The sequence below is a fragment of the Miniphocaeibacter halophilus genome (assembly GCF_016458825.1).
GTDB lineage: Bacteria > Bacillota > Clostridia > Tissierellales > Peptoniphilaceae > Miniphocaeibacter > Miniphocaeibacter halophilus.
The window spans coordinates 2,156,277-2,183,231 of the sequence record NZ_CP066744.1 but is presented as its reverse complement, the minus strand read 5'-3'; the positions used below and the strand labels follow the sequence as shown (position 1 = coordinate 2,183,231).

Genomic DNA, 26,955 nt, shown 5'->3' with positions numbered 1-26,955 from the left:
AATTATATATATTAATTTTAAGTATAAAGGAGTAAGTATGAGTACTATACTGCAAATGATATTAGAAAATAAGGACAAAGTTTTAAAAGTTCCTTTATTTTGTTTTTTTTCAATAGTAATAGTTTATATTGTATTTAAATTTATTAAAAAAGAAGGAATAGCAAAATATATTTTTGGTTTAGTTATGTTAGCAGTGGCTTTAGTATTATTTATTGTTTCAATTACTAATTTAACTGATCCTATAGTGTTAACTACATTGGAGTTTTTTGTCTTAACTTTAGCTTCAGGAGTTGTATCTTTATGTGCAGCTTGGTTTTTGGATTTGTTTTTTGTAAAAGGAAAGAAATAAACTATGGAGAAAAAAATAGCTGCCTTTTTTGATATTGATGGAACTATTGCTAGGGAAACTTTAATTGTAAGACATTTTAAGAAATTACTTAATTATGGAATTATAGAGCAATCTGTTTGGTATGATAAAATTAGACCTTTTCAAGATGCATATTCTAAAAGATATAATGACTATGATTATTATTTTCTAGCGCTTGCTGATGCTTATAGAGAAAGTATTACAGGTTTTAATAGTGTTTTTAATCAATTTATTTCCCAACAAGTAGTTGAAGAAATTGGAGAAATTGTATACAAATATACTCGTAGTAGAATAAATTTTCACAAAGAAAACAATCATTATATTTTCTTTATATCCGGTAGTCCAGATTTTTTAGTTAAGGAAATGGCTTTGAAATATGAAGTTACTGAATATAGAGGATCAAAGTATAATATTGATGATAATGATAATTTTAATGGTGAAATTGAACCTATGTGGCAAAGTCGAAAAAAACAAAAGGAAGTTTTAAAATTAGCTGAGAAATATAATGTAGATTTATTAAATTCTTACAGTTATGGAGACACTTCTGGAGATGTTTCAATGTTAAAGTTAACAGGCAACTCCATTGCTATTAATCCTACTAAAGAATTGGTAGATATCATAAAAGAAGACGAGGAATTAAAGGATAAAGCTAAAATAATCGTTGAGAGAAAAGATGTGATTTATTCTTTAGATTCTTCAGTTAACATACTGGAAATATAAAATTATTATTTAGATTATGATTGATATTGAATTTCATTTATTCCGATGATATAATTAAATTGCATTAAAAATCAAGGAGGGATTTATGAATTATATAGGAAAAAAAGTCGAAGAATTTAAAGTTCCAGCATATAAAGATGGAGCTTTAACAACTGTTTCAAGTGACGATTTAAAAGGCAAATGGTCAGTATTATTCTTCTATCCTGGAGATTTTACTTTTGTTTGTCCTACAGAGTTAGAAGAATTGCAAGGCTTATATGAGGAATTTAAAGATATAGGAACAGAAATTTATGGAGTTTCAACTGACAGTGAATTTGTTCATAAAGCTTGGTTAGATGCATCAGAACAAATGAGTAAAGTAGAGTATCCATTATTATCTGATAGATCTTTTACTCTTTGTAATCAGTTTGGTGTTCTTATAGAAGAAGAAGGACAAGCAAGAAGAGGTACTTTTGTAATTAATCCAGATTTAGAAATAGTTCTATATGAAGTAAGTGCTGATGGTATTGGTAGAAATGCCAAGGAATTACTAAGAAAGGTAAAAGCAGCACAATATGTAGCTAAATATGGTGATCAAGTTTGTCCAGCAAGTTGGGAGCCAGGAGATGATACTTTAACTCCAGGAATTGATCTTGTAGGAAAATTATAATATTTAAAGTCTTGGTAAAAAACCAAGACTTTTTTTATGAAATATCCTATTTGTTAATTTTTTTGATTTCATTAAAGAATTTAGACGGTTTAACCTTTGTATTGTACCTATATTTAGGGAATACTAGGTATAATTGTTTTTTTGCTCTTGTAATTCCAACATAGAATAATCTTCTTTCCTCTTCTAAATTAGAAGCCTTGTCACTGTATATTGGAAATTCACCATCTACTAGGTCAATTAATAAAACATTGTCATATTCCAATCCTTTTGACTGATGTATAGTTGATATAAAAATATTGCTAGTGTTAAAGTTTTTATTTTTCAATGTGGATTCTATATTTTTAAAAGCTTTTAAAAGTTCATTTATAGTATTATAATCCTTGGCAAAGTATAAAATTATTTCTTGAATATATTTTATTGGAATATTTTCAAAGTGCTTAGAAATATATTCGATATAGCCCAACTCTTCAAAAATCAATTTAATAGAATTGTATAAATTCAAATTAACTACTTTATCAAGTACGAATTTCAAATTTTCCACCAATTCCTTCTGATATTCTTTTATATAGGAATCGTCTAATATTGTATCTAATATACTCTTGTTAAAACCAATATTTAAGCCATATATATAATCCTTTTTTAAATATAAATTTAATTTATAATAAATTGATTTAAAAAGTTCAAGATTACTATTATCAAGAGCAAAATCTATAATATTATTTAAATCCTGTAGAACAATATTTAGGCTATTGTTATTGAAATTTAATCTTTTGTTAAACTGTATCTTGTTTTTTATTAAATCAAAGGCAATAGCGTAAGCACTTATATTATTTCTAAAAAGAATAGCTAAATTTTCCTTATTATTTAGTTTAAAAATTTTATTGGAAATAAATATATTTTGTGTTTCAATATTTTTAACTTTTATTATTTGTATAGGAGTTTTTTCGTCATTATGACTTTCAACTGTTTTTAAATATCTTTCCTTATTATTTTTTATTATATAGTCAGAAAGCATGACAATATCCTTTGTAGACCTATAATTTTTATTTAAATAATAGTATTTTATATCTTTAAAAATCGAATTAATTTTCAACAAATATTCTGGATTAGCACCTCTAAAAGAGTAAATAGATTGATCATCATCGGCTAGTATATATATATTGTTTTCTGGATAAGCGATTAATTCTAAAATTTTAAACTGAATTAGACTAGCGTCTTGACCTTCATCTAACTGAAAATATTTATAATTTCTTTTTATAATCCTTAGAATATCGTCGTTATTTTTTAATATATTATATGCATAAGTTAGCATATCATCAAAATCAAATAAGTTATTTTTCTTTTTATAATCCTCATACTTTATTGCAATATTAATAAAATGATTGCTATTAAAATTATCTATGTTTAGCATATTATTTTTCATTAGACTATAGTTTGCAAAAAAATAATCTAGATCATCATTAGAAGGGGGAGATTTATAATTCTCATAAAAAATTCTTTTTAATAATTTATATTTATTAAAAATGTTATTTCCTTCTATTAATTTTAAATTTATTTTATACTTTTTAGAAAATAATTTAATAACATTAAAAGCAAAAGCGTGGATTGTAGAAAAAACTGCCTTGTTATTACTGGTCATTGAATCGAAACGAGTTTTCATATCTGTAGCTTGGGTTTTACTAAAGGTTAAATTTAAAATTTGTTTATATTCTACAGATTGGGTATTATTTAAGTATATGATTCTATTTAACAAAACCGTAGTTTTACCTGAGCCGGGCACAGCTAAAACCAATGCCGGACCATTTTTGTGTGAAATTGCTTTTTTTTGTTGGTCTGATATAATCATTTAATCACCAAGTTGATTATATCAGAATAATAATAGAAATAAAAAATAAAGGAGTTTTTAAATGAGATTAAATGAATTTATGGAACAGAGAAAATCTTCTAGAGAATATAAAAACAAAAAATTATCGAAGAAAGAAATAGCACTAGTAGAAGAAATTTTAGATGATGTAAATAATAAAGCAAAAGATTGTAATGTTGATTATAGATTATTTAATGGAAAAGATGTTTATGAAGGTTTAAAGGGCGAAGGTGGATATTCCGGAGTAATGATAGAAGCACCAGCGTACATTACACTGGGCATGTCACAATTAAATGACAAGGCTTACATATATGGTTCCTATTATTTAGAAGATATAATTGGGAAGTTGTCGAGTTTAGGCTTTGGAACTTGTTGGGTTAGCTTATTTTCAGTAGATAAGGAATTAAAGGAAAAAGTATTTAAATTAAATGAAACAGTAGATTTTATTTTGGCTTTTGGTAAACCTGTAACCCAATCTATTCTTACAGATGAGCCATATAGTAATAGACTAAGTATGGAAGAATTTGTTTTCTTCAATGACTTTAACACTCCTGCTACTGTTGAAAAACTGGAAGATTATGGCCTTGATGAAATATTCTATTATTTGAGAAATGCACCATCAGCATTTAATAAACAACCTTGGAGATTTTTAATTAAAGATGGTAAAATTGATTTATTTATAGATGATTTTCAAGGCAATGTAAATTTAACTGATGCAGGAATTGTAATGTATTATTATGAACAATTGGCTGCACTAACAGGTATTAATGCAAGCTGGGACTTGGAAGTAGATCCTTGTATTGAAACCGATAAAAAATTTATAGGAAGGACTAATTTCTAGAAGTGGGAAACCACTTCTTTTAAATTTATGGAAAAATACAGAAGAAGTAATAACTATGTAAATATTGCTAATAGTTTTTATATAAATAAAAATCTTGAAAAAGCTTTACTCTATTATTTTAAGGCTTTAGAATTCGATAATATTAAAGATGAATATATAAATATATATTTAAATATAGCACAAATCTATTTTGAATTAGATGAAAAATATAAGGCCATAGATATTTACCAAACTATTTTAAAAAAATTTGGAGATATTAAAGAGGCTTATTATGGAATAGCTGTTATGTATGATTATTTAGATAAGTTTAAAGAAGCGGAAAAATATTATGTAGAATCCTTAAAAATAGATAATACTTTTAGAGATGCACTATTTTTTCTAGCTGATTTATATGATAGAAAAGATGAAGTTGAAAAAGCAATTTTATATTATAAAATGACAATTGAGAAGCATCCTAATGATTACATGGCATATAATAACTTAGGAAGTATTTATGAACAAAACTCTAAATATAAAGAGGCAATAAAATTTTTAAAAAAATCAATTGAAATTAATCCAAATTACTATTTGTCAGTATTTAATTTAGGAATAGCATATAAGGGATTAGACGATTATATTAATGCGGAGAAATATTATTTACTTGCCTTAGAACTTAACCCTTTGGAAAGTAATATATATTTAAACCTATCAGCCCTCTATATTGAGAGTAAAGAATTTGAAAAAAGCTATAATATTTTAAACAAGGGAATTGAAAATATTCCAACATCAGAAAATTTATTCTATAATAGAAGTTGTGTAAATTTGAAATTTAACAAAATCAATGAAGCTATGGATGACTTAGAAATTGCTTGTGAATTAAATCCTAGAATTGCAGATTATTCCTTAATAGATAAAGACTTTGATGACCTTAGGAAAGATAGCAGGTATTTAAAAATAATAAATGATTACTTGAAATAATTATAGGACAACGATATACTTATTATAGTATAACGTAAGGAGTGATTATTTTGAGAAAGAAAAGTTATTTAATTGTTATGTCTCTTGTATTAGTATTTACAATGTTTTTAACATCATGTTCAAATACTAATACAAGAGATACAACTAAGGAAGGCAGTACAAAGGAAGTAAAGAAAACAGAGGAAAAGGTTAGCAGTAAAATAACAGTAGCTGCTGCAGCAAGTCTAACAGATGCTTTTAATGAAATGCAACCTATATTTAAGGAAAAAGAAAATATAGAGTTAGAATTTACATATGGAGCAAGTGGTACTTTACAAAAACAAATTGAAGAAGGGGCAGGTATAGATTTATTTATTTCTGCTAGTACTAAAAATATGGATGAATTAGTAGAAAAAGATTTAATAGACAAAGATACTGTTGATACTATTGTAAAAAATGCTCTAGTCTTAATTACACCAAAAGATTCTGAAGTAAAAAGTATTGCAGACTTAGAAGCTCTAAATGATAAAATTGCAATTGGAGAAACAGAGTCAGTTCCTGCAGGACAATATGCAAAACAATCTTTAGAAAGTCTTGATTTATGGAATAAATTAGAAGATAAATATGTTTTTGCAAAAGATGTAAGAGCGGTACTATCATATGTAAGTACAGGAGAAGCTGGAGCGGGCTTTGTATATAAAAGTGACACTATTGGAGAAGATAATGTAGTTATAGTTGAAACTATAGAAGAATCCAATCATGACCTAATAATATATCCAGGTGGGGTTATTTCTGAAAGTAAGGAAAGAGATGCTGCAATGAAATTTTTAGATTATCTTAAAACCGATGAAGCAAAAGAAATATTAACAAAATATGGATTTGTAGTAGATTAATGAATATTTGGGAGCCAATAATACTTTCTTTAAAAGTTGCGACTATATCAACAATATTCACTTTAATAATTGGAACTTTTTTTGCCCATATATTTACGAAGTACAATTTTCCTTTTAAAGATGGCCTAGAAGTAATTTTTACATTACCAATGACAATACCACCTACAATAGTAGGCTATTTGTTATTAATTCTTCTAGGTAGAAGGGGACCGGTAGGAATATTCCTAGAAGAAGTATTCGGTATAAGAATTATTTTCACTTGGGTTGCAGCCTGTATTGCATCAATAGTTGTATCGTTACCGTTAATGTACCAAAGTATTAAATCCTCATTGCAAGGTGTAAATCCTGTTTATGAAAAAGCGGCAAAAACATTAGGGGTTTCAAATATAAAAATATTTTTTAAAATTACTGTTCCCTTAGCATTACCGGGAATAGTAAGTGGTATTGTCCTTTCTTTTTCAAGAGCGTTAGGAGAGTTTGGTGCAACTTTAATGGTTGCAGGAAATATTCCCGGAAAAACAGAAACTATTCCATTGGCCATTTACTATGCTGTAGAAAGCAATAATAAAGAAAAAGCAAATACCTTAATGTTAATTGTAATAATCTTTAGTTTTATAAATATATATTTATTAAATAAATGGCTTAAGAAAAAGAGGATGAACTAATGTCTAATTTAAAAGTTAAGATAAATAAAAAACTTAATCATTTTACCTTAGATTTGGATTTTGAATTAGGAAAAGAGATATTGGTTATTCAAGGGGAATCAGGCTCGGGAAAAACAAGTACATTAAATATTATTTCCGGTTTAATGAAACCGGATAGGGCGTATATAAAATTAAATAATTCGGTTTTAGTAGATAGTAAAAATAAAATATATGAAAAGGTTCAAAATAGAAATATTGGTTATGTGTTTCAAGATTTTGCACTTTTTCCTAATATGACTGTAAAGAATAATATAAAATTTGCAATTAAAGATGAAAAGATTTATGAAGAAATTATAAGCTTATTAAAGATTGAACATCTTCTAAATAATTTTCCTGCTGAGATTTCTGGAGGAGAAAAACAAAGGGTAGCCTTGGCTAGAACATTGGTCACAAAACCTAAATTACTTTTATTAGATGAACCATTTTCAGCTTTAGATAGTAAGCTAAAAAATAAATTATATATTGAGTTTCAAAATATTATAAAAAATTTAAATATTCCGGTTATTTTAATCACCCATAATGAAATAGAAGCAAAAATATTAGGTGACAAGTTATTATATTTAAAAAACGGAAAAATTCAAGCTAGGTAATCCCTAGCTTTTTCATTTGTTTTTATAATGTTATAATATAAAGTGGAGGATTAAAATGAATATTAAAAATAATATAGTAAATTATATTTCATCTAATAATTATAAGCCAATGACAAAAGAAGAATTAGCATTGGAATTTAATATAGGTATAAAAGAATATAGGGATTTCTTTAAAATATTAAAAGATTTAGAAAAAGAAGGTTTGTTATATAGAACTAAAAGAGAAAAATATGTTTTGACTTCTTCAGAAGGTTTATATAAGGGTACATTACAGGGAAACAAAGCCGGATTTGCATATTTTATTGAAGAAAATAAATCTATTTCTGATGTTTTTATTTCAAAAGATAGTTTAAATGGAGGAAAACATAAGGATAGAGTATTAATAAGGATTTTAGTAGACGAAAAAGAGTCCAGAAGTGCTGAAGGCGAAGTTGTAAAAATAATAGAGGAAAGTAAAACTCCAATAGTTGGGACCTATAAGGATTCAAAGCAATTTGGTTTTGTAATTCCAGACGACTCTAAATATGGATTTGATATTTTTATTGCAAAAAGGGATAAAAATGGAGCTAAAAACAATGATAAGGTAGTTATAAAGTTAAAAGATACAGTTAAAAATGGCAAGAGTCCGGAAGGAATTATAACTTCAGTACTAGGTAATAAAAATGAAAAAGGTGTTGATATTTCAAGTATTGCATTGGAATTTCAACTACCTTATGAGTTTTCAAATAAACTTTTAGAAAAGGCCGATAAAGTTCCACAAAAAGTATCAAAAGAAGAAATTAAGAAGAGAAAGGACTTTAGAGATTTATTTACCGTAACAATTGACGGCGAGGACGCCAAGGATTTCGATGATGCTGTTTCCATAGATAAAAAGGGAGATAACTATATATTATATGTTCATATAGCTGATGTAGCTCATTATGTAGCTAAAGGAAGCGCTTTAGATAGAGAAGCTTATAAAAGAGGTAATTCTGTTTATTTATTAGATAGGGTTATTCCAATGCTTCCTAAACAATTATCCAATGGCATATGTAGTTTAAATCCTAATGTAGACAGACTTACTATAACATGTAAAATGGAAATAAATCCTAAAGGTAAGGTTGTAGATTATAAATTTTTTGAGTCTGTTGTTAACTCGGATTACAGACTGGTTTATGAAAAAGTGTCGGATATTCTTGAAAATAAGTCAGATTATTATAATGATGATTATTTAAATAATAAATTAAGGATAATGGCTGAACTTTTTGAAATATTAAAAGATAAAAGAAAAAATCGTGGTAGTATTGATTTTAATTTTGTTGAGTCAAAAATAATATTAGATGAAAATGGAAAAGCTGTAGATGTGGTCAAAGAGGAAAGAAGAGTTGCCAATAGAATCATTGAGGAGTTTATGATTGTAACTAATGAAACAGTTGGTGCACATTTTGGCTATATGGAAGAACCATTTATTTATAGAGTCCATATTGAGCCAAGTAAGGAGAAAGTTCTACAGTTTAAAAATATAATTAAAAAATTTGGTTATTTTTTAAAGGGACAAGATATTTATTCTAAGGATTTTCAAAAAATATTGGAAGACGTAAAAGGAAAGCCTGAGGAAATGTTAGTTTCAACATTACTACTTCGCTCCCTTTCAAAAGCAGAATATAGTTTAGAACCGGATATACATTTTGGTTTATCCAGTATGTTTTATTCTCATTTTACATCTCCAATAAGAAGATACCCGGATTTATTTATTCACAGAATTCTAAAAAACTTTATTCATAATAAACCTAATACTAAAAACATTAAGGCATATTTAGAGATGATAGATGAAGTAGCACACCATTGTTCAATAACTGAAAGAAGAGCTGAAGAAGCAGAATACGAAGTAAATGATATGAAAATGGCAGAATATATGGAACAGCATATTGGTGAAGAATTTGAAGGTATTATTTCATCCCTAACTAATTTTGGTATTTTTGTTCAGCTTAATAATGGAATAGAAGGATTAGTACAATATGCCCAAATGAAAGATGATTATTACACTTTTAATCAAGAATCATATATAGTAGTAGGTGAAACTAGGAACAAAATGTACAATCTTGGTCAACAAGTTACAGTAAAAGTGATAGATGCTAGTAGTTCTAGAAGACAAATAGATTTTGAATTTATTAATTAATGGTGAAAAATATGAGTAAAAAAATTATAGCTAACAATAAAAAAGCACGTTATGAATATTTTATTGAAGAGGTATTTGAAGCAGGAATTGTTTTAAAAGGTACTGAAGTAAAATCCATAAGACGAGGGAAAGTCTCTATTAAAGAAAGCTATTGCCTATTAAAAGATGGGGAGCTTTTTATATTTGGTATGCACATTAGTCCATACGAACATGGTAATAGGTATAATGTAGACCCTTTAAGAACAAGAAAATTACTTCTTCATAAAAAACAAATTAATAAGCTAATAGGTGCTACAAAAGAAAAGGGCTTTACAATTGTACCTTTAAAGTTATATTTAAAGGATGGTTTAGTAAAATTGGAAATAGCCTTAGCTAAAGGTAAAAAAATATACGATAAAAGAGATAGTATTGCTAAAAAAGATGCTGAGAGAAGAATTCGTAGAGCTGTAAAGGAAAGATACTAAAAAACTTATAAAAGCTGTAACAACTATAAATTGTTATGGCTTTTATTTTTTATAGGAGTAGAATGTGATTAAAATATTAATTAGCAATATGGAAGAAATAATTAGAAATAAAGAATTTTTAAACTTGCTTAAAGTAAAGTTAAGTAAGGGGAAACTTTTATTTGTTCCATCAAATCTAAAGAATAAAAAATTAACTGAAGAATTCGGTACTGAAATATATAAGTTATTTTTAAAAAATAATTTATTATTTGTTGATATTGAATATTTATATGAAGATTTTGATTTTAAATTATTAAACAGCATGAATGAATATTCTCTTATATTTTTAATGGGGGGAGATACTGTTGAACAAAATAGCTTTATAACAAAAATTAATTTGATGAAATCTTGAGAGAATATAAGGGGATTTTTATTGGAATGAGTGCTGGTGCACTTAATATGTGTAAATTTACTATAGATACGCCTAAAAATATAAAAGATGAAATAATTTATCTAAGCGGCTTAAGTCTAACAGAGTTAACAGTTGAAGTACATTTTAATAAAAATAATAAAAATCAATTATTAATTTTAGAAAAAACAAATATGCCTGTATATTGTATAGTTGATACTGGAGCAGTAGTGGAAATGGATAAAAAAGTTTATGTATATGGAGATGTTTATAAATATGACAATATGCTGGAAAAACTTCCAAACAAATATATAATAAAAAAATAGAGATTTATTTCTCTATTTTCTTATAATTGTCAATATTGAATTCTTTTAAATTTACCATTTTAGTTTCATAATTATCATAATATACCATACCGGGTTTGGCGTGTTTAGCCTTACGTACATTTTTCTTTAAAGTATAGTCTACAAGAACATGGTCTTCTTGAGATTGGCTGCTATAATAGGCTGCTAACATCGAAGCATCATAAATGTCTTCTTCTACAATATTATTACCTCTTAAAATTACATGAGAACCTGGAACATCTTTTGCATGTAAGAAGTAGTCGTTTTTGTTAGCAAATTTTAATGTAAGATAGTCATTTTGATAATTATTTTTTCCAATATAAATGTCGTTGTTATTTTTGTTTTTATAGTGTAAAGGAAGGGATGGTTTAGATTTAATCTTAGGTTTTTTCCTTTTTTTCAAATAACCATTACTTTCAAGTTCATCCCTTATTTCATCAATTTCATTATTTGAATTAATATATTTAAGACTTTCTAAAACTTGATAAATATATGCTATTTCAGATTCTAATTTCGGAATTTGAGTTTTCAATAATTTATTTGATGTTTTCAATTTACTGTATTTTTTATAATAGAATTGAGCATTTTCCCAAGGACTCTTAGTTTCATCTAATTTTATTTCAACAAGACTTAAATCAGGGTCATAAAAATTTTCCGCTTCTAATATAGTTTGTCCCCTTTTTATAAGATGACTATTTGCAGATATTAAATCAGCCCATACTTTATATTTTTCCCTATCGGAACTAATAACTTCTTCCTGTTTAAGTTTTTCCAATTTACTTAAATTTCTATTTAAAATAGTTTTTACTTTCTTTTGTAAATTAGAAATTTTTTGTCCAACTTTATCAGAAATAGTTGTTTGGCTGTAAAAATCATCTATTAATTCTGAAACATTTTCAAAACTAGAATAATTTTCACCTAAATGATTTAATTTTATAATATGAAAATCTAAATAATTATTATTGGAATCTTTATATATATTAAATTTATATTCTTTATTTATAATGGAATTACTTATGTCTTTAAAGCTTAAGTCAATTAATTTCAAATTGTCTTCACTTAAGTCAGAAGTTTTTATGTCACTATCTAAATTTGCCCTGTAGGAAATTTCTTTTCCTAACTGAGGACTAAATCCAGTATAGTTCATATAAAAAAGTCGTGATAATTTAACGGGTTTTTCTAATTTTGAAATTATTTCACTTGGATAAATTTTTTCTTTCATTATATCAGTTTTATTATCGGGAATACTTGAATATTCCATTCCTGGTAAAACCTGTCTAATTCTACTTAAATCCAATGTAATTCTTTTTATACTATCAATAATTTTTTGATCCTTTTTATATGTTAAAATTATATTAGAATATTTTCCCATTAGCTCGATAATAAGGGTTTTTGTTATAAAATCACCTAACTCATCTAATGATTTTACATCTATTTTAATAACCCTATCAAGTCCAACTTGTTCAATATTAGTAATACTTCCACCTTGAATATGCTTTCTAAGTAGCATACAAAAATTAGGAGCTTGGACCGGATTTTCGAAATTATTCTTTGTTATATTTATTCTAGGACTATTACTAGAAGCATCTATCAATAATTTATAATTATTTTTATTGTTGTAAATGTTAAATACTAAAGAATTTTTTTCAGGTTGATTGATTTTGTTTATCTTCCCATTAATTAATAATTTTTGTAATTGTTCTACTATAGATTTTGTAACTATACCATCAAAACTCAAAATATCACCTCAAAGTAATTATATCATAGTAATTGTTAAGAAAATGTAATAATCTATTGTATTCTATTTTAATATATATTAAAATAAAGTAATTAAGGAAAAGGAGAGAATATGGTTTATTCAATGACAGGCTTTGGAAGAAGCGATGGAGAAAATGATGATTTTACAATATCTATTGAAATAAAAACAGTTAATCATAAGTATTTAGATATTCAGATTAAATCACCATATTATTTTAATTATTTAGAAGAAGATATTAAAAAAACAGTAAAAAAATACCTTAATAGAGGTCGTATTGAAATATTCATAAAATCTACAAGAAAAATTGGAAATGCTGCAAAAATTGATGTAGATTATCTTTTAGCTAAAAGTATTAATGAAGCTTTAAATAATTTAAAAAATGAACTACAAATTAATGAAGAAGTAGGTTTAAATAATATTTTAAAGTACGATGGTGTAATTAATTTACAATATGAAGAACCTAATGAAGACAGTACAAAAAAACTTGTTATAGGTTTAATGGAAGAAGCTCTAGTAGAGTTAAAAAACATGAGAAAAGTAGAGGGTGAGAACTTAAGTAAAATTATTGAAACTCAATTATTAGAAATTAGCAAATTGATTTCTGAAATAGAAATAGAATCACCTAAACTCACTGAAAAATATAGGGAAGATCTTTTAGAAAAATTAAATGATATTTTTTCTGAAACAGAATCTTTAGACATGGATAGAATTAGTTTAGAAATAGCCCTATATGCGGATAAATCCGATATTACTGAAGAAATAGTAAGGCTTAGATCCCACATAGACCAATTTACAAACACTATGAAAGAAAATTCGTCTATAGGACGAAAACTGGATTTTATTATTCAGGAAATGAATAGAGAAGTAAATACTATAAGTTCAAAATCTAATGATAAAATTATTACTGAAAAATCAATAGAGCTTAAGACTTTAATAGAAAAAATTAGAGAACAAATACAAAATATTGAATAATGGAGGATTAAATGAGAGATGGATTCTTATTAGTATTATCAGGACCTTCAGGTGTTGGAAAAGGTACTGTTTGTGAAGCATTATTAGATAAAAGAAAAGATATTAAATATTCGATTTCAGCTACAACACGTAAAAAAAGGCCACAAGAAAAAAATGGTGAGAACTATTATTTTTTATCCTTAGATGAATTTAAAGACAAAATAGACGATGGAGAATTTATTGAATATGCTAAAGTTCATGGAAATTATTATGGTACTCCAAAAAGTTATGTAGTTGATAAAATTGCTGAAGGCGATATTGTTATATTGGAAATTGATGTTCAAGGTGCTTTACAGGTAAAAGAAAATTATCCGGGAGCTGTTTATATTTTCTTATTACCACCGGATATGAAGGAATTGAGAAGTAGAATTGAAAAAAGAGCAACTGAAGATGAAGAAACTATAAATCTTAGGATGAATAATGCTAAGAATGAATTATCATTTATAGATAAATATGATTATGCAGTTATTAATGATGAAATAGAAAAAACTGTGAAAAAAATAGAATGTATTATTGAAGCTGAAAAATTGAAAGTTACAAATATACAAGGGGTGAAATTATGATTAATCCATCATTTAAAGAATTAGAAAAAATTAGTAATAGTAGATATGCCATTTGTGTTATGGCTTCAAAGAGAGCTAGAAAAATAATAGATGGTGCTGAAGTATTAATAAAAACAAAAGATAAGAATCCTGTTACTATAGCCATAGAAGAAATTATGGAAGGTAAAGTTACAGAAGTAAAGGGAGAATAATGGGTAAAAAAAGAATTTTAATTTGTGTAACGGCAGGAATAGCAATTTATAAAGTTGTAGATGTTGTATCTAGATTAGTTAAAAAAGGTTATGAATTGGAAATAATTATGACAGAAGCTGCTACTAAATTAATTTCTCCTTTAGTATTTGAAACTATGGGTAATTGTTTAGTCCATACTGATATGTTTCATAATGGACACCATTATGAGGTTGAGCATATTGAAATTGCTAAAAGAGCTGATTTATGTTTAATAGCTCCTGCAACGGCAAATACTATTGCTAAATTAGCCAATGGCGTAGCAGATAATTTACTTACATCAACCTTGCTGGCATATACAAAAGATACTTTTGTGGCAATAGCCATGAATACCAATATGCTAAACAATATTGCCACAGTTAATAATGTTAATATACTGAAAAAAAGAGGATTTAAATTTATTAATTCAAACGTTGGCTATTTAGCATGTAATACCTATGGTGACGGAAGATTAGCTGAACCTATAGAAATTGTTGAAGAGATAGATAGGTATTTTATAAAAAAAGATTTAATAGGTAAAAAGGTTATAGTAACAGCTGGTCCTACAATAGAAAGAATTGACCCTGTAAGATATATTACCAATGACTCAAGCGGTAAAATGGGCTATGCTATTGCAGAATCAGCTTATAATAGAGGAGCAGAAGTAGTATTAGTTTCCGGACCTAGTAAATTAAATATTTCCGAAGGAATAAAGAAAATAGATATAACTACAAATAATGAGTTAAAAAAGTCAATTGAAAATGAATTTAATAATGCAGATGTTTTAATTATGGCTGCTGCACCTTGTGATTTTAGGGTAAAAGAACAAAGTAAGGAAAAAATCAAAAGGAAGGAAGAAAATCTTCTTTTAGAACTAATTCCAAATGAGGATATACTGTCCTATTTTGGTAAAATTAAAGGTAAAAGACTAGTTATTGGCTTTGCGGCAGAATCTAACAACTTAATTGAAAATAGTAAAAGAAAATTAGAAAACAAAAATGTAGATTACATTATAGCAAATAACATAACCGAAAAAGATGCCGGTTTTAATGTAGATACAAATAAAGTGAAAATTATTTCTAAAGATGAAATAATAGATTTACCATTAATGTTAAAAAGTGAAGTAGCTAATAAAATATTGGATTTAATATAAATGATTTATGTAGAAATTGTTCTTGAAAATAAGACCAGAGTAACAGATAGAATATACACCTATAAAGTTGACGAGCAATACAAACATGATGTGAAAATTGGAAAAAGAGTAATTGTTCCTTTTGGAAAAGGTAATAAAAAACGACTGGGTATTATAGTAAATATTTTAGATGAGGTTAATTTTAAATTTGAATTAAAATATATTTATAAAATAGTAGATAAAAACCCAATAGTTACAACTGATTTAATAGAATTGGCTTTTTATATGAGAGATAGGTATTTGTCAGATTTTTCTTCTGCTTTTCAAACGGTTCTACCTCCAGGAAACTGGAAAGATTTGGAGGAAGTTTATTTTGTAAATGAAAATTCTATTAATGATTTAGATGGGGAAACTTATAATTTTTTTATAAAACCTAGATCCTATGAGGATATTCAAAAAAAATATCCTAATTTAAATATTACTGAATTATTGGAAAATAATATTCTAAAAACTAAATATATTATTAAAAATTCCATAAAAGAAAGGAAAACTTACTTTTATGAATATAATAAGAATTTTAAGTTAAAAAGTATTAGAAAAAATGCAAAATCTCAAATTAAAATAATCGATTATTTAAAAAATAATGGAAAAACAGAAATAAAAAAGTTATTGAAGAACACCTCCACATCATCTAGTGTTTTAAAAACCTTAGAGAAAAAAGAGGCTATAATAAAAATAGAAGAAGTTAGTTATGGTAAAGTAATCGAAGAAAATGAAATTTATAAAAAAATTACCTTAAATAATGAGCAGAAAGAAATATTTAATAAGATTTTAAAAAGTGAAAATAATTTTAATTTAATTCATGGTGTTACAGGTAGTGGGAAAACGGAAATATATTTACATTTAACTGAACAAATTTTAAAAGAAAACAAGTCTGTAATAATCCTAGTACCGGAAATTTCCTTAACACCACAGACAATCGAACGGTTTTCTGGTAGATTTCCAAATCAAGTAGCTGTACTTCATTCTAAGTTAACACCTACAGAAAAATTAGAGCAATGGCAACAAATTGAAAATGGTGATTATAAGATTGTAGTTGGTGCAAGGTCAGCTGTTTTTGCACCAGTAAAAAACTTAGGTCTTTTAATAATAGATGAGGAACATGACACTAGTTATTATAGTGAAAAAAATCCTAAATATAATACTATTGAAGTTGCTGAATATAGAACTAGACAAAATAATGCAAAACTAGTCCTAGGATCAGCTACACCCAGTATTGAATCCTATTACAAAGCTAAAGAGGGTTACTATAATTTATTTACAATAATGAATAGGGCAACAAATTCTTCTTTACCAAAAGTAAATATAGTAGATATGAGGGAGGAATTAAAAGCTGGCAATACTTCAATTTTTAGTTCCAAACTTAAAGAAGCTCTTGAAGAGAATTTATCTTTAGGTAATCAAAGTATTTTATTTTTGAATAAAAGAGGACATACTTCCTATATTTTTTGTAGAAGATGTGGTTATGTGGAAATGTGTCAACATTGTGATGTTTCAATGACTTATCATAAAAGAAGTAATAGGCTAGTCTGTCATCACTGTGGTAGAACAAAATATAAACCTAATATTTGTCCTAATTGTGGAAGTAGGTATATTAAAGAGTTTGGAGCAGGTACAGAAAAGCTGGAAGAAGAGTGTAGAAAATTATTTCCAGATGCAAATATATACAGAATAGATGGAGATACAAATACAGGTAAAAACACCTATACTAATTTATATAACAAAATGAAAAACAAGGAGATTGATATTCTAATTGGAACACAAATGATAACTAAGGGATTTGATTTTAAAGATGTAACCTTAGTTGGAATAGTTGCAGCGGATATTAGTTTAAATGTTGGAGATTATAAATCCTCGGAAAAAACATTTCAGTTACTAACCCAAGTAGCGGGAAGAGCAGGAAGAGGAGAAAGTACTGGTAATGTGTTTATACAAACATATAAACCGGGCCATTATTCAATTATGGCAAGTAAAAATCATGATTATGAATCATTTTATAATTTAGAAATAGAATATCGAAAAAGATTTAAATATCCTCCTTTTTACAAATTATTAAATATAAAGGTATCGGGTAAAAATAGAACGCAAACAAGATTAAAGCTTTTTGAAATACTTAGGTATATTCAAAATAATATTAAGAAAGAAAAATTAAAGAATATAGAAATTATTGGACCGAATCCTAGTCCTGTAAATAGAATTAATGATTTTTTTAGATTTGATATTCATTTTAAATTTGAAAAAAATGACTTGGATTTTCTAAAAATAATAAAAAGAGTGTTAATTGAAGATGAATATAAGATTAATTTAACAGGATTTAAATTAAGTATAACTGTTAATCCTATATCATTTTTTTAGGAGGCAATATGGCAATTAGACAAATTAGAATAGAAGGAGATCCATTACTAAGAAAAAAATCTAGGGAAGTTTCTGAAATTAATGAAAGAATATTGGAACTTCTTGATGATATGAAAGATACTTTATATGAAGCAGAGGGGTTAGGATTGGCTGCTCCACAAGTAGGTGTCTTAAGAAGAGTAGTAGTGGTAGATATGAGAGATGAAGAAGGATTATTGATGATGATAAATCCTAAAATAATAGAAGAAAGCGATGAAACACAAATAAATATTGAAGGTTGTTTATCGGTTCCAGATGAATCTGGTTATGTCCAAAGACCAAAGGAATTAACTGTTGAGTATCTTGATGAAAAAGGAGAAAAACGCACTATGAAATGTGATGGATATAAGGCCGTTTGTATAAGTCATGAACTGGATCATTTAGAAGGAATACTTTATATAGATAAGAAAATAGAAGTAGATGAAGAAATGCTAGAAAAAGAAGGAATGTTAGAAGAAGAAATATTAGAAGAAGAAAATGGTGAAAATGAATGATTAAAATAGTTTTCTTAGGAACACCGGATTTTGCTGTGGAATCATTAAGAAAATTAAATGAAGATAAAAATATTTCTGTGGATTTAGTAATTAGTCAGAAGGACAAAAAAAGGAGTAGGGGAAAATTTACCCCTACTCCGGTAAAACAATATGCAATAGAAAACAATTTAGAATGTATTACACCGGAAAATATTAATTCAGATGAGGTTTACGAGACTTTAAAGGAACTTAACCCTGATTTATTAGTAGTTGTTGCATATGGACAAATAATAGGGGATAGATTATTAACTCGATTTAAAGATAGGATTATAAACCTACATTCTTCCGTACTTCCTAAATACAGAGGTGCTGCACCTATAAATTGGGCTATAATTGAAGGTGAAAAAGAAACTGGTACAACTATTATGTTAGTTGAGAAGGAACTTGATTCCGGAGACATTTTAAAAATTGAAAATACTCCTATAGACGAAAATGAAAATGCTGAACAACTACATGATAGATTAAAAATTATTGGGGCAAAATCCCTTGTTGAAGTAGTTAATAATTTTGACTATTATTATAATAATCGGGTTAAACAAAATGAAAAAATAGCTGTATACAGAGGTATGCTAAAAAAGTCAATGGGCAAGATTAATTGGGCTGATAATATTAAAGATTTATACAATAAATTTAGAGGAATGTACCCATGGCCGGGATTTTATTTTAACTATGACAATAAAATTGTCAAAATTCATGAAATGAATATAATTAAAGAAAATCATGACAATGAATTTGGCAAGGTGGTAAAGGTAGCCGATGAAGGCATTAAAATAGCTGTAAATGGTGGTTATGTAGTTTTAAATAAGATTCAATTTCCTAATAAAAAAGCTATGTATGTAAAAGACTTTTTAAAGGGAAATGAATTTAAAACTAATATTATATTAGAGGGATAGATATGTACGGATATAATTTTTATTATAATTTTGATTGGAGTTATTTGTTAGTATTATTTGCAATTATATTAGCAATGTATGCCCAACATAAAATAAATAGTTCATTTAAAGAAAATAGTAAAATTCCTTCCAAAAAGGGATTTACCGGAAAAGAAGTAGCGAGGTTTATCCTAGATAGAAATGGATTAAATGATGTTGAAGTTTTACCTGTTTCAGGTAATTTAACAGATCATTACGATCCTTCAAAAAAAGTAATTAAATTATCACAAAATGTTTACAATAATTCATCTATTGCTGCTATTAGTGTTGCAGCTCATGAAGTTGGTCATGCAATACAAGACAAGGAAGAATATATGCCTTTAAGAATTAGATCTGCTTTAGTGCCAGCAGTTAATTTTGCTTCAAGGTATGTTTTTATTTTGATATTAGTGGGATTTTTAGCAAATCTATTTATGCTGGTGCAAATTGGAATTGCTGTTTTCATGGTAGCAGTATTATTTCAGATTGTAACATTACCGGTAGAAATAAATGCTAGTAAAAGAGCCTTAATTCAATTAGAGGATTATGGAATATTGGAAGAAAGAGAAATAGATAATGGAAAATCTGTTTTAAAAGCCGCTGCTTTAACATATATTGCATCAACATTAGTGGCAATAACACAATTAATACGTTTAATTTCAAATACAAGGAGAAGAGATTAAGGGATTGATTAAATCCCTTTTTTTATTATGAATGAAAGAATAGAATCAGTTATAATTTTAGAAAAAGTTAATACACAATCAGGTTATTCAAATGAATTAATTAATTCTATAAGAAATAAAAATTTAAATACAAATTTTATTAGAGAATTAGTTTATGGCGTTGTTGAAAATAAAATACTATTGGATTATATCTTGTTTTCTAAACTGGATAAACCAAATAGAAAACTACCACCAAAAATAGAAGAAATTTTTAGAATAAGTATTTTTCAAATTCTTTTTTTAGATAATATACCTAAGTATGCTATAGTAAATGAAGCATTGGAAACTGCAGAATATTTTAAATTAAATGGATATAAAAATTTGTTAAATGCTATACTAAGGGATATAGAAAAAGGTGACGAGGAAAAATATTTAAAAAAAATCAAGGACAGGGAATTACGAATTCAAACGGAATTTTCCCTATCAAAAGATTTTTATGATATTTTAAGTAAGGATTATTCAAGAAAAACTTTAATAAAAATTTTAAAGTCCTATAATGCTAAACAAGAATTTATTATTAGAATAAATAAATTGAAAAGCAATATAGTTGAAGTTAAAAAAATATTTGATGAAAATGGAGTTTTGTATAAAGATCATCCTTTTTTAAATAATTCCTTAATAATTGAAAACCCCGGAGCTATTTTAAATTCAGATTATTTTAAAAATGGCTTATTTACTGTTCAAGATGGAGGAAGTATTTTAGTATCAGATGTGTTAAATCCTAAAAAAAATTCGCGAGTTTTGGATTTATGTGCAGCACCGGGAAGTAAAACCTGCCATTTATCTGAAATCATGGAAAATACAGGAAGTATTTTAGCAAACGATCTATATTCTAAAAAGTTAGAAAAAATTCATGAAAACATAAAGAGATTAGGATGTAAAAACATAAAAACGATTAGTTTTGATGCTACAAAATATATTTCAAAATACTATGAAAAATTTGACTTTATATTAATAGATGCACCTTGTTCCGGTTCCGGTATAGTTTCAAGAAAACCAGAAATAAAACTATACAGAACAAAAGAACAGATTAGAGAATTAATTGATATTCAAAGGAAAATAGTTGAAAATGGGTTTAAGTACCTAAAAAAAGGTGGATTCTTGGTTTATAGTACATGTAGTATTTTTGAAGATGAAAATGAAAACCAAATAAAATGGATCTTGGACAATATTTCAAATGTTGAAATATCCAAAATTGATTTTAAAAATAAAGAACTTGACTATATTAAACTTATGCCTTATGAATTTGGAAATAACGGCTTTTTTATGAGTAAATTCATAAAAAGATAAGTAGATTATGGTATAATAGGTAAGGATTAATATGAAAAAAATTAGTTATAATAATATGGAATTAAAGGAATTGGAAGATTTTTTTGTATCCATAGATGAAAAAAAATTTAGAGCAGAACAATTATTTGTTGGTCTGCATAATAAGAATTATTTTGATTTAGATGAATTTACTAATATTTCAAAGGAATTAAAACTTAAATTAGAAGATTATGGCAATATAAATAAAAGTGAAATTTTTAAAGTATTTAAATCTAAATTAGACAAGACAAGGAAATATTTAATAAAATTAAATGATGGTAATATTATTGAATCAGTTTATATGGAATACAGTTCTCACAATACAATTTGTATTTCTTCACAAGTTGGCTGTAAAATGGGATGTACTTTCTGTGCTTCCACAAAACAAAAATTTGTTAGAAATTTAGAACCATCAGAACTTCTAAATCAAATTTACCTAATTCAAAAAGATGTAGGTAAAAGAATTAGCAATATTGTTCTAATGGGTATAGGTGAGCCACTTGACAATTATGATAATGTAATAAAATTTATTAGGTTAATTTCAAACAAGAAGGGATACAATATTAGTATAAGAAACATTACTTTGTCAACATGTGGAATTGTACCTAAAATATATGAGCTTGCAGATGAAAACTTACCTATTAATATTACTATTTCTCTACATAATCCATTTGATAATGAGAGAAAACAAATAATGCCAATAGGTAACAGATATTCTATAGGAGATATTATAAAGGCTACAAAATATTATTTTCAAAAAACTGGAAGAAGAATTAGTTTTGAATATACTTTAATTGAAGGTGAAAATGATAGTTATATCCATGCCAAAGAATTAAGAAGGATTTTAAGAGGACTTAACTGTCATGTAAACTTAATACCTTTAAATAAGATTAAGGAATTCAATAAAAATAGTTCAAACAAGGAGTCAATAAATAAGTTTAAATCATATTTAGATGACTTCGGTATTACCACTACTATAAGAACTAGCTTAGGGCAAGATATAGACGGTGCTTGTGGACAATTAAGAGCAGCCCATAATTTTAATTAAGGACGTGATGAAGTGCAATTATACTCTAGTACAGATATAGGACTGCAGCGGAAATTAAATGAAGATTATTACGATAACTATATAGTTGATGATATGACTCTTATGGTTGTTGCAGATGGAATGGGAGGACATAATGCAGGCGAAATAGCATCAGAACTTGCAGTAAAATCCTTCGTGTATTTTTTTAAAGAAAATTATGAAAAATATGATAATTATTTAGATTTACTAAAAGACTGTGTATCCTATTCAAATAGTATTATATATGATGAATCTCATAATAATGAGGAATTGTTAAATATGGGAACAACCATTGTAGTAGCATTAATTAAAGACAATTCTCTGTATATTTTAAATGTAGGAGATAGTAGAGCTTATTTTTTAAATCAATATGGTTTTAGACAGTTGTCAAAAGATCATTCTTTAGTAAATGATTTATTAAGTAATGGAACTATTACTGAAGAAGAAGCCAGAACTTATATTCAAAGAAATGTAATTACAAGAAGTTTAGGATCTGAAGAAAGTGTTGAACCTGAAATGATAGCAATTGATATAGAGGAAAACGATGCGGTTTTACTTTGTACAGACGGTTTAAATACCATGTTGGAAGATCATGAAATAGAAGAAATCTTAAAAGAAAAAATTACAATAGAAGATAAGGTCAATAAGTTAATTGATGAAAGTTTAAAAAATGGCGGAAATGATAATATTACTATTTCCTTATTTATAAAAGAGGAGGTAGCTAAATGATAGGCTTAACTCTTGGAAATAGATATGTAATTGAAGAAAACGTTGGAATAGGTGGAATGGCTATAGTTTATAAAGCCAAGGACACTTTACTTAATAGATATGTTGCAGTCAAAGTATTAAAAAATGAATTTATGGATGATGAGGAGTTTTTGAAAAAATTTGCAATGGAAGCACAATCAGCTGCAAGTTTATCTCATCAAAATATTGTTTCTGTATATGATGTTGGTAGTTCAACAATTGACAATAAAAAATACAACTATATTGTAATGGAATATATAGATGGAAAAACACTTAAGGATATTATTAATGAAAAAGGTGCATTAGAGCCTGAATATATTGCTAATATTGGTTTCCAAATAGCTGCAGCAATTGAAGCAGCACATAAAAATGGTGTTATCCATAGAGATATTAAGCCTCACAATATATTAATAAATAGTGATAATATAGCAAAAGTTACGGATTTTGGTATTGCAAGAATTTCATCATCAGCTACAATTACTTATACTTCAACTGTTTTGGGAACTGTACATTACATTTCACCTGAACAGGCAAAGGGTAAATTTATTGATGAAAAATCAGACATTTATTCTTTAGGAGTGGTCTTGTATGAAATGGCTACGGGAAAGGTACCTTTTGATGCAGAAAATGCAGTAGGAATAGCCTTAAAACATATACAAGATCCATTAATTGATCCAAAAAGTATAAACAATTCAATTCCTGATGGCTTAAATGAAATTATTATAAAGGCTATGGAAAAAAATCCTGGTGACCGATTTGAAAATGCTACAGAAATAAAAATTGCATTATTAAATTATAGGAACTACAAAGCAAATTACAATGATGATTTAGAAAAAACTGAAAGAATCGGCGTAATTAAAGATGAAGATATTGAAGATAAAAAAGACACAAAAGCAATTTACAATATGCCTAAAGAAGAGGATGAGGAAGAAAAACATCCTAAGAAAAAAGAAAAGGAAAAAGGAAAATTTTTCAAAACTTATATTTTACCAATTATTCTAGCATTATTGGTTATTGTTGTTGCAGTAGTTGCTGTTAAAGCTTTTAATGGAGAGCTAAAATTATTTGGAAAAGATAAGGTAAAAGCTCCAAATCTACTAGACTATACTTATAGTGAGGCTGAAGAGCTCTTAAAAGAAGAATATGAAGAATATGATTTAGGATTAGAAATAGTAGAATCAGATGGTGAAGATAATTCTGAAGAAGGTAAAATAATAAATCAAGATCCTGCAGCAGGGACTGAAATTAAGAAGGGTACAACTATTAAAGTTTCAATTAGTTCAGGAGAAGAAGAAGTAACAGTTACTAATTTAAAAGATTTGACTAGAGAAGCAGCTATTGCTGAAATTAATAGGTTAGGATTAAAAAGAGGTGCTGTTCAAGATCAATATAGTGATACAGTTCCTAATGGTATTGTAATAAGTCAGGAGCCAGAAGAAGGGGCTGTTGTTGCACCAGGCTCTACTGTAACCATAGTAGTATCTAAGGGAGTAAAACCTAAGAATCCAAAAATGCAAGATGTAACAGGCTTTACTGTAGATAGAGCTACCAGTATATTAAATGAATTGGGATTAGTTGTAAGCTACAATAAAGAATATAGTGACAATGTAGAGGTAGACAGGGTAATAAAGCAAAGTATTAGCCCTGACACAGAGGTTCAACAGGGACAAAAAGTTGTTTTAACTGTAAGTCTTGGACCAGAGGAAACACCAACAGAAGCAGAAGAAAACAATTCAACGACAAATGCAACATTTTCAATAAATACTTCCGATATTATGGAAGGTGCTTTTGATGTTAGAATAACTAGCAAAGATGGAAACACCATATATAAGAAACGACATAATACAAATGAAGGGAAAAACATAGATATTGATATATCAAATGTTCCAGTTGGGAAATATGATATTTTTATAGCTGGTGAATACTATAATACGGTGACAGTTCAGTAATGAATAAAATTATAAAATCACACAGAGGAATTTATTATGTTGAAAATAAAAATGATATAGTTTTATCAAAAGCAAGAGGGGTTTTTAGAAATCAAAATATAAAACCTGTAGTAGGTGACAATGTAAAATTATTCATAAATGATGATGGTACAGGTTATATAGATGAAATCTATGAAAGAAAGAACCAATTAATACGACCACCTATTGCAAACATAGACCAGGTTGTAGTTGTAATGAGTATTGTATCTCCTAATATAAATTTAAATCTTTTAGATAGATATTTACTTATGTTAGAAAAATCAAAGATAGATATTAAAATAATATTTAATAAAATTGATTTGTTAGTCAACGATGATTTTAATTATATTTTTGATATATATAGAAATATTGGATATGATATCTTCTTAAATTCAAATAAGGATTCTAAGAGTAAGGAATATTTAAAAGAAATATTTAATAATAAAATCACTGCAGTAGCAGGACCTTCAGGTGTAGGAAAATCTACAACTTTAAATAGTATTTTTGAAGATTTAGATTTAGATACTGGTTTGATTAGTAAAAAAACACAAAGAGGTAAACATACTACAAGAACTGTAAAAATGCTTAAAATAAATGAAACTACCTATATAATAGATACTCCAGGATTTAGTTCCTTGGATTTAACCTTTATTGAAGATAGGTCGGAAATTAAAGATAATTTTGTAGAGTTTAAAGAGTTTTCTGCAAATTGTAAATTTCATAATTGTTTTCATATAAATGAACCGTCCTGTGGTATAAAAGAAGCAGTTAAGCTTGGAGATATTTCAGACTATAGATATAATAACTACAAATTGATTTTAGAAGAATATGATAGTATAAGGAGATATTAATGGCGTTTTTATCACCATCGTTATTGGCAGCAGATTTTTATAATTTAGAAAGACAAATTAAAGTTTTAGAAGAAAATAATGTTAAATATTTACATTTGGATGTTATGGACGGAAACTTTGTTCCTAACATATCCTATGGAGCAGGAATAATAAAGAGTTTAAGAGAAAATACCAATCTTGTATTTGATGTTCATTTAATGATTGAAAAACCTGAAAACTATATTGATGATTTTGCAAAAGCAGGTGCAGATATAATAACTATACACCAAGAAGCTACTAAACATCCTTTAAGGGTTTTACAACAAATAAAAGAACATGGAATAAAGGCAGGTATCTCATTAAATCCTGGTACATCTTTATCGGTACTAGACTATTTATGGGATGAACTCGACTTAATTTTAATAATGACCGTTAACCCGGGATTTGGTGGACAGAGTTTTATACCAAGTAGCATAGATAAAATAAAAGAAACCAGGAAGTTGATTAATCAGAATAAAGATGATATATTATTAGAGATTGATGGAGGAGTTAAAACAACTAATTTAGAATCCCTGTTAGATTTAGGGGTTGACATATTTGTTTCAGGCTCTGACATCTTCAATAAAGATTTAAATCTTATGAAAGAAAAAATTGAATATTATTTAGAAAGAATCTAATTTATCACTAGGGGAGCTTAAGCTGAGAATGTTATACATGACCCTTTTACCTGATCTAGATAATACTAGCGTAGGGAAGTGAATTTTATAATATTATATTTATTTATAGACAATATTATTTTAATCCATTTACCTTGTTGGTAAGTGGAT

Annotated in this window: 28 protein-coding genes and 1 riboswitch; of the genes, 26 read left to right on the top strand and 2 right to left on the bottom strand. The window is 27.0% G+C overall.

What is annotated here, in order from left to right; genetic code table 11:
* Positions 1–37: 37 nt before the first annotated feature.
* The 3 genes from JFY71_RS10940 to ahpC all read left to right on the top strand — a co-directional run bounded on the left by JFY71_RS10940 (position 38) and on the right by ahpC (position 1,736).
* On the top strand, positions 38–349 hold the full coding sequence (locus JFY71_RS10940) for a hypothetical protein (RefSeq protein ID WP_243660816.1): 312 nt from the start codon (positions 38–40) through the stop codon (positions 347–349).
* 3 nt (positions 350–352) lie between these two features.
* Positions 353–1,087 (top strand): HAD-IB family hydrolase, encoded by a 735-nt coding sequence (locus JFY71_RS10935; RefSeq protein ID WP_243660815.1) that lies wholly within the window; start codon positions 353–355, stop codon positions 1,085–1,087.
* An 85-nt stretch (positions 1,088–1,172) separates the two neighbouring features.
* Positions 1,173–1,736: an alkyl hydroperoxide reductase subunit C gene (gene ahpC, locus JFY71_RS10930; protein ID WP_243660814.1), complete on the top strand. Its 564-nt coding sequence runs from the start codon at positions 1,173–1,175 to the stop codon at positions 1,734–1,736.
* Between the two features lie 46 nt (positions 1,737–1,782).
* Here ahpC and JFY71_RS10925 read toward each other — a convergent pair whose 3' ends face one another.
* The gene (locus tag JFY71_RS10925; RefSeq protein WP_243660813.1) at positions 1,783–3,582 is read right to left on the bottom strand and encodes an ATP-dependent helicase; all 1,800 of its coding nucleotides are present in this window, start codon (positions 3,580–3,582) and stop codon (positions 1,783–1,785) included.
* A 61-nt stretch (positions 3,583–3,643) separates the two neighbouring features.
* Between JFY71_RS10925 and JFY71_RS10920 the strand changes: the two genes are divergently transcribed.
* The 9 genes from JFY71_RS10920 (at position 3,644) to JFY71_RS10880 (ending at position 10,900) form a co-directional block, all read left to right on the top strand.
* Complete coding sequence (locus JFY71_RS10920) at positions 3,644–4,441, top strand: nitroreductase family protein (protein WP_243660812.1); 798 nt, start codon at positions 3,644–3,646, stop codon at positions 4,439–4,441.
* A 27-nt stretch (positions 4,442–4,468) separates the two neighbouring features.
* Positions 4,469–5,398, top strand: coding sequence for a tetratricopeptide repeat protein (locus JFY71_RS10915; protein WP_243660811.1), 930 nt, complete (start codon positions 4,469–4,471; stop codon positions 5,396–5,398).
* A gap of 50 nt (positions 5,399–5,448) precedes the next feature.
* On the top strand, positions 5,449–6,270 hold the full coding sequence (gene modA, locus JFY71_RS10910) for a molybdate ABC transporter substrate-binding protein (protein ID WP_243660810.1): 822 nt from the start codon (positions 5,449–5,451) through the stop codon (positions 6,268–6,270).
* Entirely contained in the window at positions 6,270–6,935 is a 666-nt protein-coding gene (gene modB / locus JFY71_RS10905; RefSeq protein WP_243660809.1) for a molybdate ABC transporter permease subunit, read from the top strand. Before modA ends, modB begins: the two co-directional genes overlap by 1 nt.
* Positions 6,935–7,564 (top strand): ATP-binding cassette domain-containing protein, encoded by a 630-nt coding sequence (locus JFY71_RS10900; RefSeq protein ID WP_243660808.1) that lies wholly within the window; start codon positions 6,935–6,937, stop codon positions 7,562–7,564. The genes modB and JFY71_RS10900 overlap by 1 nt, the downstream gene beginning before the upstream one ends.
* 55 nt (positions 7,565–7,619) lie before the next feature.
* On the top strand, positions 7,620–9,722 hold the full coding sequence (rnr, locus tag JFY71_RS10895; protein ID WP_243660807.1) for a ribonuclease R: 2,103 nt from the start codon (positions 7,620–7,622) through the stop codon (positions 9,720–9,722).
* A gap of 11 nt (positions 9,723–9,733) precedes the next feature.
* A complete protein-coding gene (gene smpB / locus JFY71_RS10890) occupies positions 9,734–10,186 on the top strand; it encodes an SsrA-binding protein SmpB (RefSeq protein WP_275955182.1) in 453 nt (150 codons plus the stop codon).
* Positions 10,187–10,250: 64 nt separating this feature from the next.
* On the top strand, positions 10,251–10,577 hold the full coding sequence (locus tag JFY71_RS10885) for a hypothetical protein (protein ID WP_243660806.1): 327 nt from the start codon (positions 10,251–10,253) through the stop codon (positions 10,575–10,577).
* A gap of 26 nt (positions 10,578–10,603) precedes the next feature.
* Positions 10,604–10,900 carry a type 1 glutamine amidotransferase family protein gene (locus JFY71_RS10880; RefSeq protein ID WP_243660805.1) on the top strand — a complete coding sequence of 99 codons (297 nt, stop codon included), beginning with the start codon at positions 10,604–10,606 and terminating at the stop codon, positions 10,898–10,900.
* 4 nt (positions 10,901–10,904) lie between these two features.
* Here JFY71_RS10880 and JFY71_RS10875 read toward each other — a convergent pair whose 3' ends face one another.
* On the bottom strand, positions 10,905–12,656 hold the full coding sequence (locus tag JFY71_RS10875) for an Rqc2 family fibronectin-binding protein (RefSeq protein ID WP_243660804.1): 1,752 nt from the start codon (positions 12,654–12,656) through the stop codon (positions 10,905–10,907).
* A 111-nt stretch (positions 12,657–12,767) separates the two neighbouring features.
* Here JFY71_RS10875 and JFY71_RS10870 point away from each other — a divergent pair, with 111 nt between their 5' ends.
* The 14 genes from JFY71_RS10870 (at position 12,768) to rpe (ending at position 26,805) form a co-directional block, all read left to right on the top strand.
* A complete protein-coding gene (locus JFY71_RS10870; protein WP_243660803.1) occupies positions 12,768–13,649 on the top strand; it encodes a YicC/YloC family endoribonuclease in 882 nt (293 codons plus the stop codon).
* Positions 13,650–13,660: 11 nt separating this feature from the next.
* Positions 13,661–14,251: a guanylate kinase gene (gene gmk, locus JFY71_RS10865; protein WP_243660802.1), complete on the top strand. Its 591-nt coding sequence runs from the start codon at positions 13,661–13,663 to the stop codon at positions 14,249–14,251.
* Positions 14,248–14,442 carry a DNA-directed RNA polymerase subunit omega gene (gene rpoZ / locus JFY71_RS10860; RefSeq protein ID WP_243660801.1) on the top strand — a complete coding sequence of 65 codons (195 nt, stop codon included), beginning with the start codon at positions 14,248–14,250 and terminating at the stop codon, positions 14,440–14,442. Before gmk ends, rpoZ begins: the two co-directional genes overlap by 4 nt.
* Positions 14,439–15,611 carry a bifunctional phosphopantothenoylcysteine decarboxylase/phosphopantothenate--cysteine ligase CoaBC gene (coaBC, locus tag JFY71_RS10855; protein WP_243662170.1) on the top strand — a complete coding sequence of 391 codons (1,173 nt, stop codon included), beginning with the start codon at positions 14,439–14,441 and terminating at the stop codon, positions 15,609–15,611. The genes rpoZ and coaBC overlap by 4 nt, the downstream gene beginning before the upstream one ends.
* Positions 15,612–18,005: a primosomal protein N' gene (gene priA, locus JFY71_RS10850; RefSeq protein ID WP_243660800.1), complete on the top strand. Its 2,394-nt coding sequence runs from the start codon at positions 15,612–15,614 to the stop codon at positions 18,003–18,005.
* A gap of 8 nt (positions 18,006–18,013) precedes the next feature.
* Positions 18,014–18,538, top strand: a complete 525-nt coding sequence (gene def / locus JFY71_RS10845) for a peptide deformylase (RefSeq protein ID WP_243660799.1) — start codon at positions 18,014–18,016, stop codon at positions 18,536–18,538.
* Positions 18,535–19,470: a methionyl-tRNA formyltransferase gene (gene fmt / locus JFY71_RS10840; RefSeq protein ID WP_243660798.1), complete on the top strand. Its 936-nt coding sequence runs from the start codon at positions 18,535–18,537 to the stop codon at positions 19,468–19,470. Before def ends, fmt begins: the two co-directional genes overlap by 4 nt.
* A 2-nt stretch (positions 19,471–19,472) precedes the next feature.
* Positions 19,473–20,171 (top strand): zinc metallopeptidase, encoded by a 699-nt coding sequence (locus tag JFY71_RS10835; RefSeq protein WP_243660797.1) that lies wholly within the window; start codon positions 19,473–19,475, stop codon positions 20,169–20,171.
* A 27-nt stretch (positions 20,172–20,198) separates the two neighbouring features.
* Positions 20,199–21,500: a 16S rRNA (cytosine(967)-C(5))-methyltransferase RsmB gene (gene rsmB / locus JFY71_RS10830; RefSeq protein WP_243660796.1), complete on the top strand. Its 1,302-nt coding sequence runs from the start codon at positions 20,199–20,201 to the stop codon at positions 21,498–21,500.
* A 31-nt stretch (positions 21,501–21,531) separates the two neighbouring features.
* Positions 21,532–22,566, top strand: coding sequence for a dual-specificity RNA methyltransferase RlmN (gene rlmN, locus JFY71_RS10825; protein ID WP_243660795.1), 1,035 nt, complete (start codon positions 21,532–21,534; stop codon positions 22,564–22,566).
* 12 nt (positions 22,567–22,578) lie between these two features.
* Complete coding sequence (locus tag JFY71_RS10820) at positions 22,579–23,313, top strand: Stp1/IreP family PP2C-type Ser/Thr phosphatase (protein ID WP_243660794.1); 735 nt, start codon at positions 22,579–22,581, stop codon at positions 23,311–23,313.
* Positions 23,310–25,280: a Stk1 family PASTA domain-containing Ser/Thr kinase gene (gene pknB, locus JFY71_RS10815; RefSeq protein WP_243660793.1), complete on the top strand. Its 1,971-nt coding sequence runs from the start codon at positions 23,310–23,312 to the stop codon at positions 25,278–25,280. Before JFY71_RS10820 ends, pknB begins: the two co-directional genes overlap by 4 nt.
* A complete protein-coding gene (rsgA, locus tag JFY71_RS10810) occupies positions 25,280–26,149 on the top strand; it encodes a ribosome small subunit-dependent GTPase A (RefSeq protein WP_243660792.1) in 870 nt (289 codons plus the stop codon). The genes pknB and rsgA overlap by 1 nt, the downstream gene beginning before the upstream one ends.
* A complete protein-coding gene (gene rpe / locus JFY71_RS10805) occupies positions 26,149–26,805 on the top strand; it encodes a ribulose-phosphate 3-epimerase (RefSeq protein WP_243660791.1) in 657 nt (218 codons plus the stop codon). Before rsgA ends, rpe begins: the two co-directional genes overlap by 1 nt.
* Positions 26,805–26,899: riboswitch (TPP riboswitch) on the top strand. It overlaps the preceding gene by 1 nt.
* The last annotated feature ends 56 nt before the right edge of the window (positions 26,900–26,955 follow it).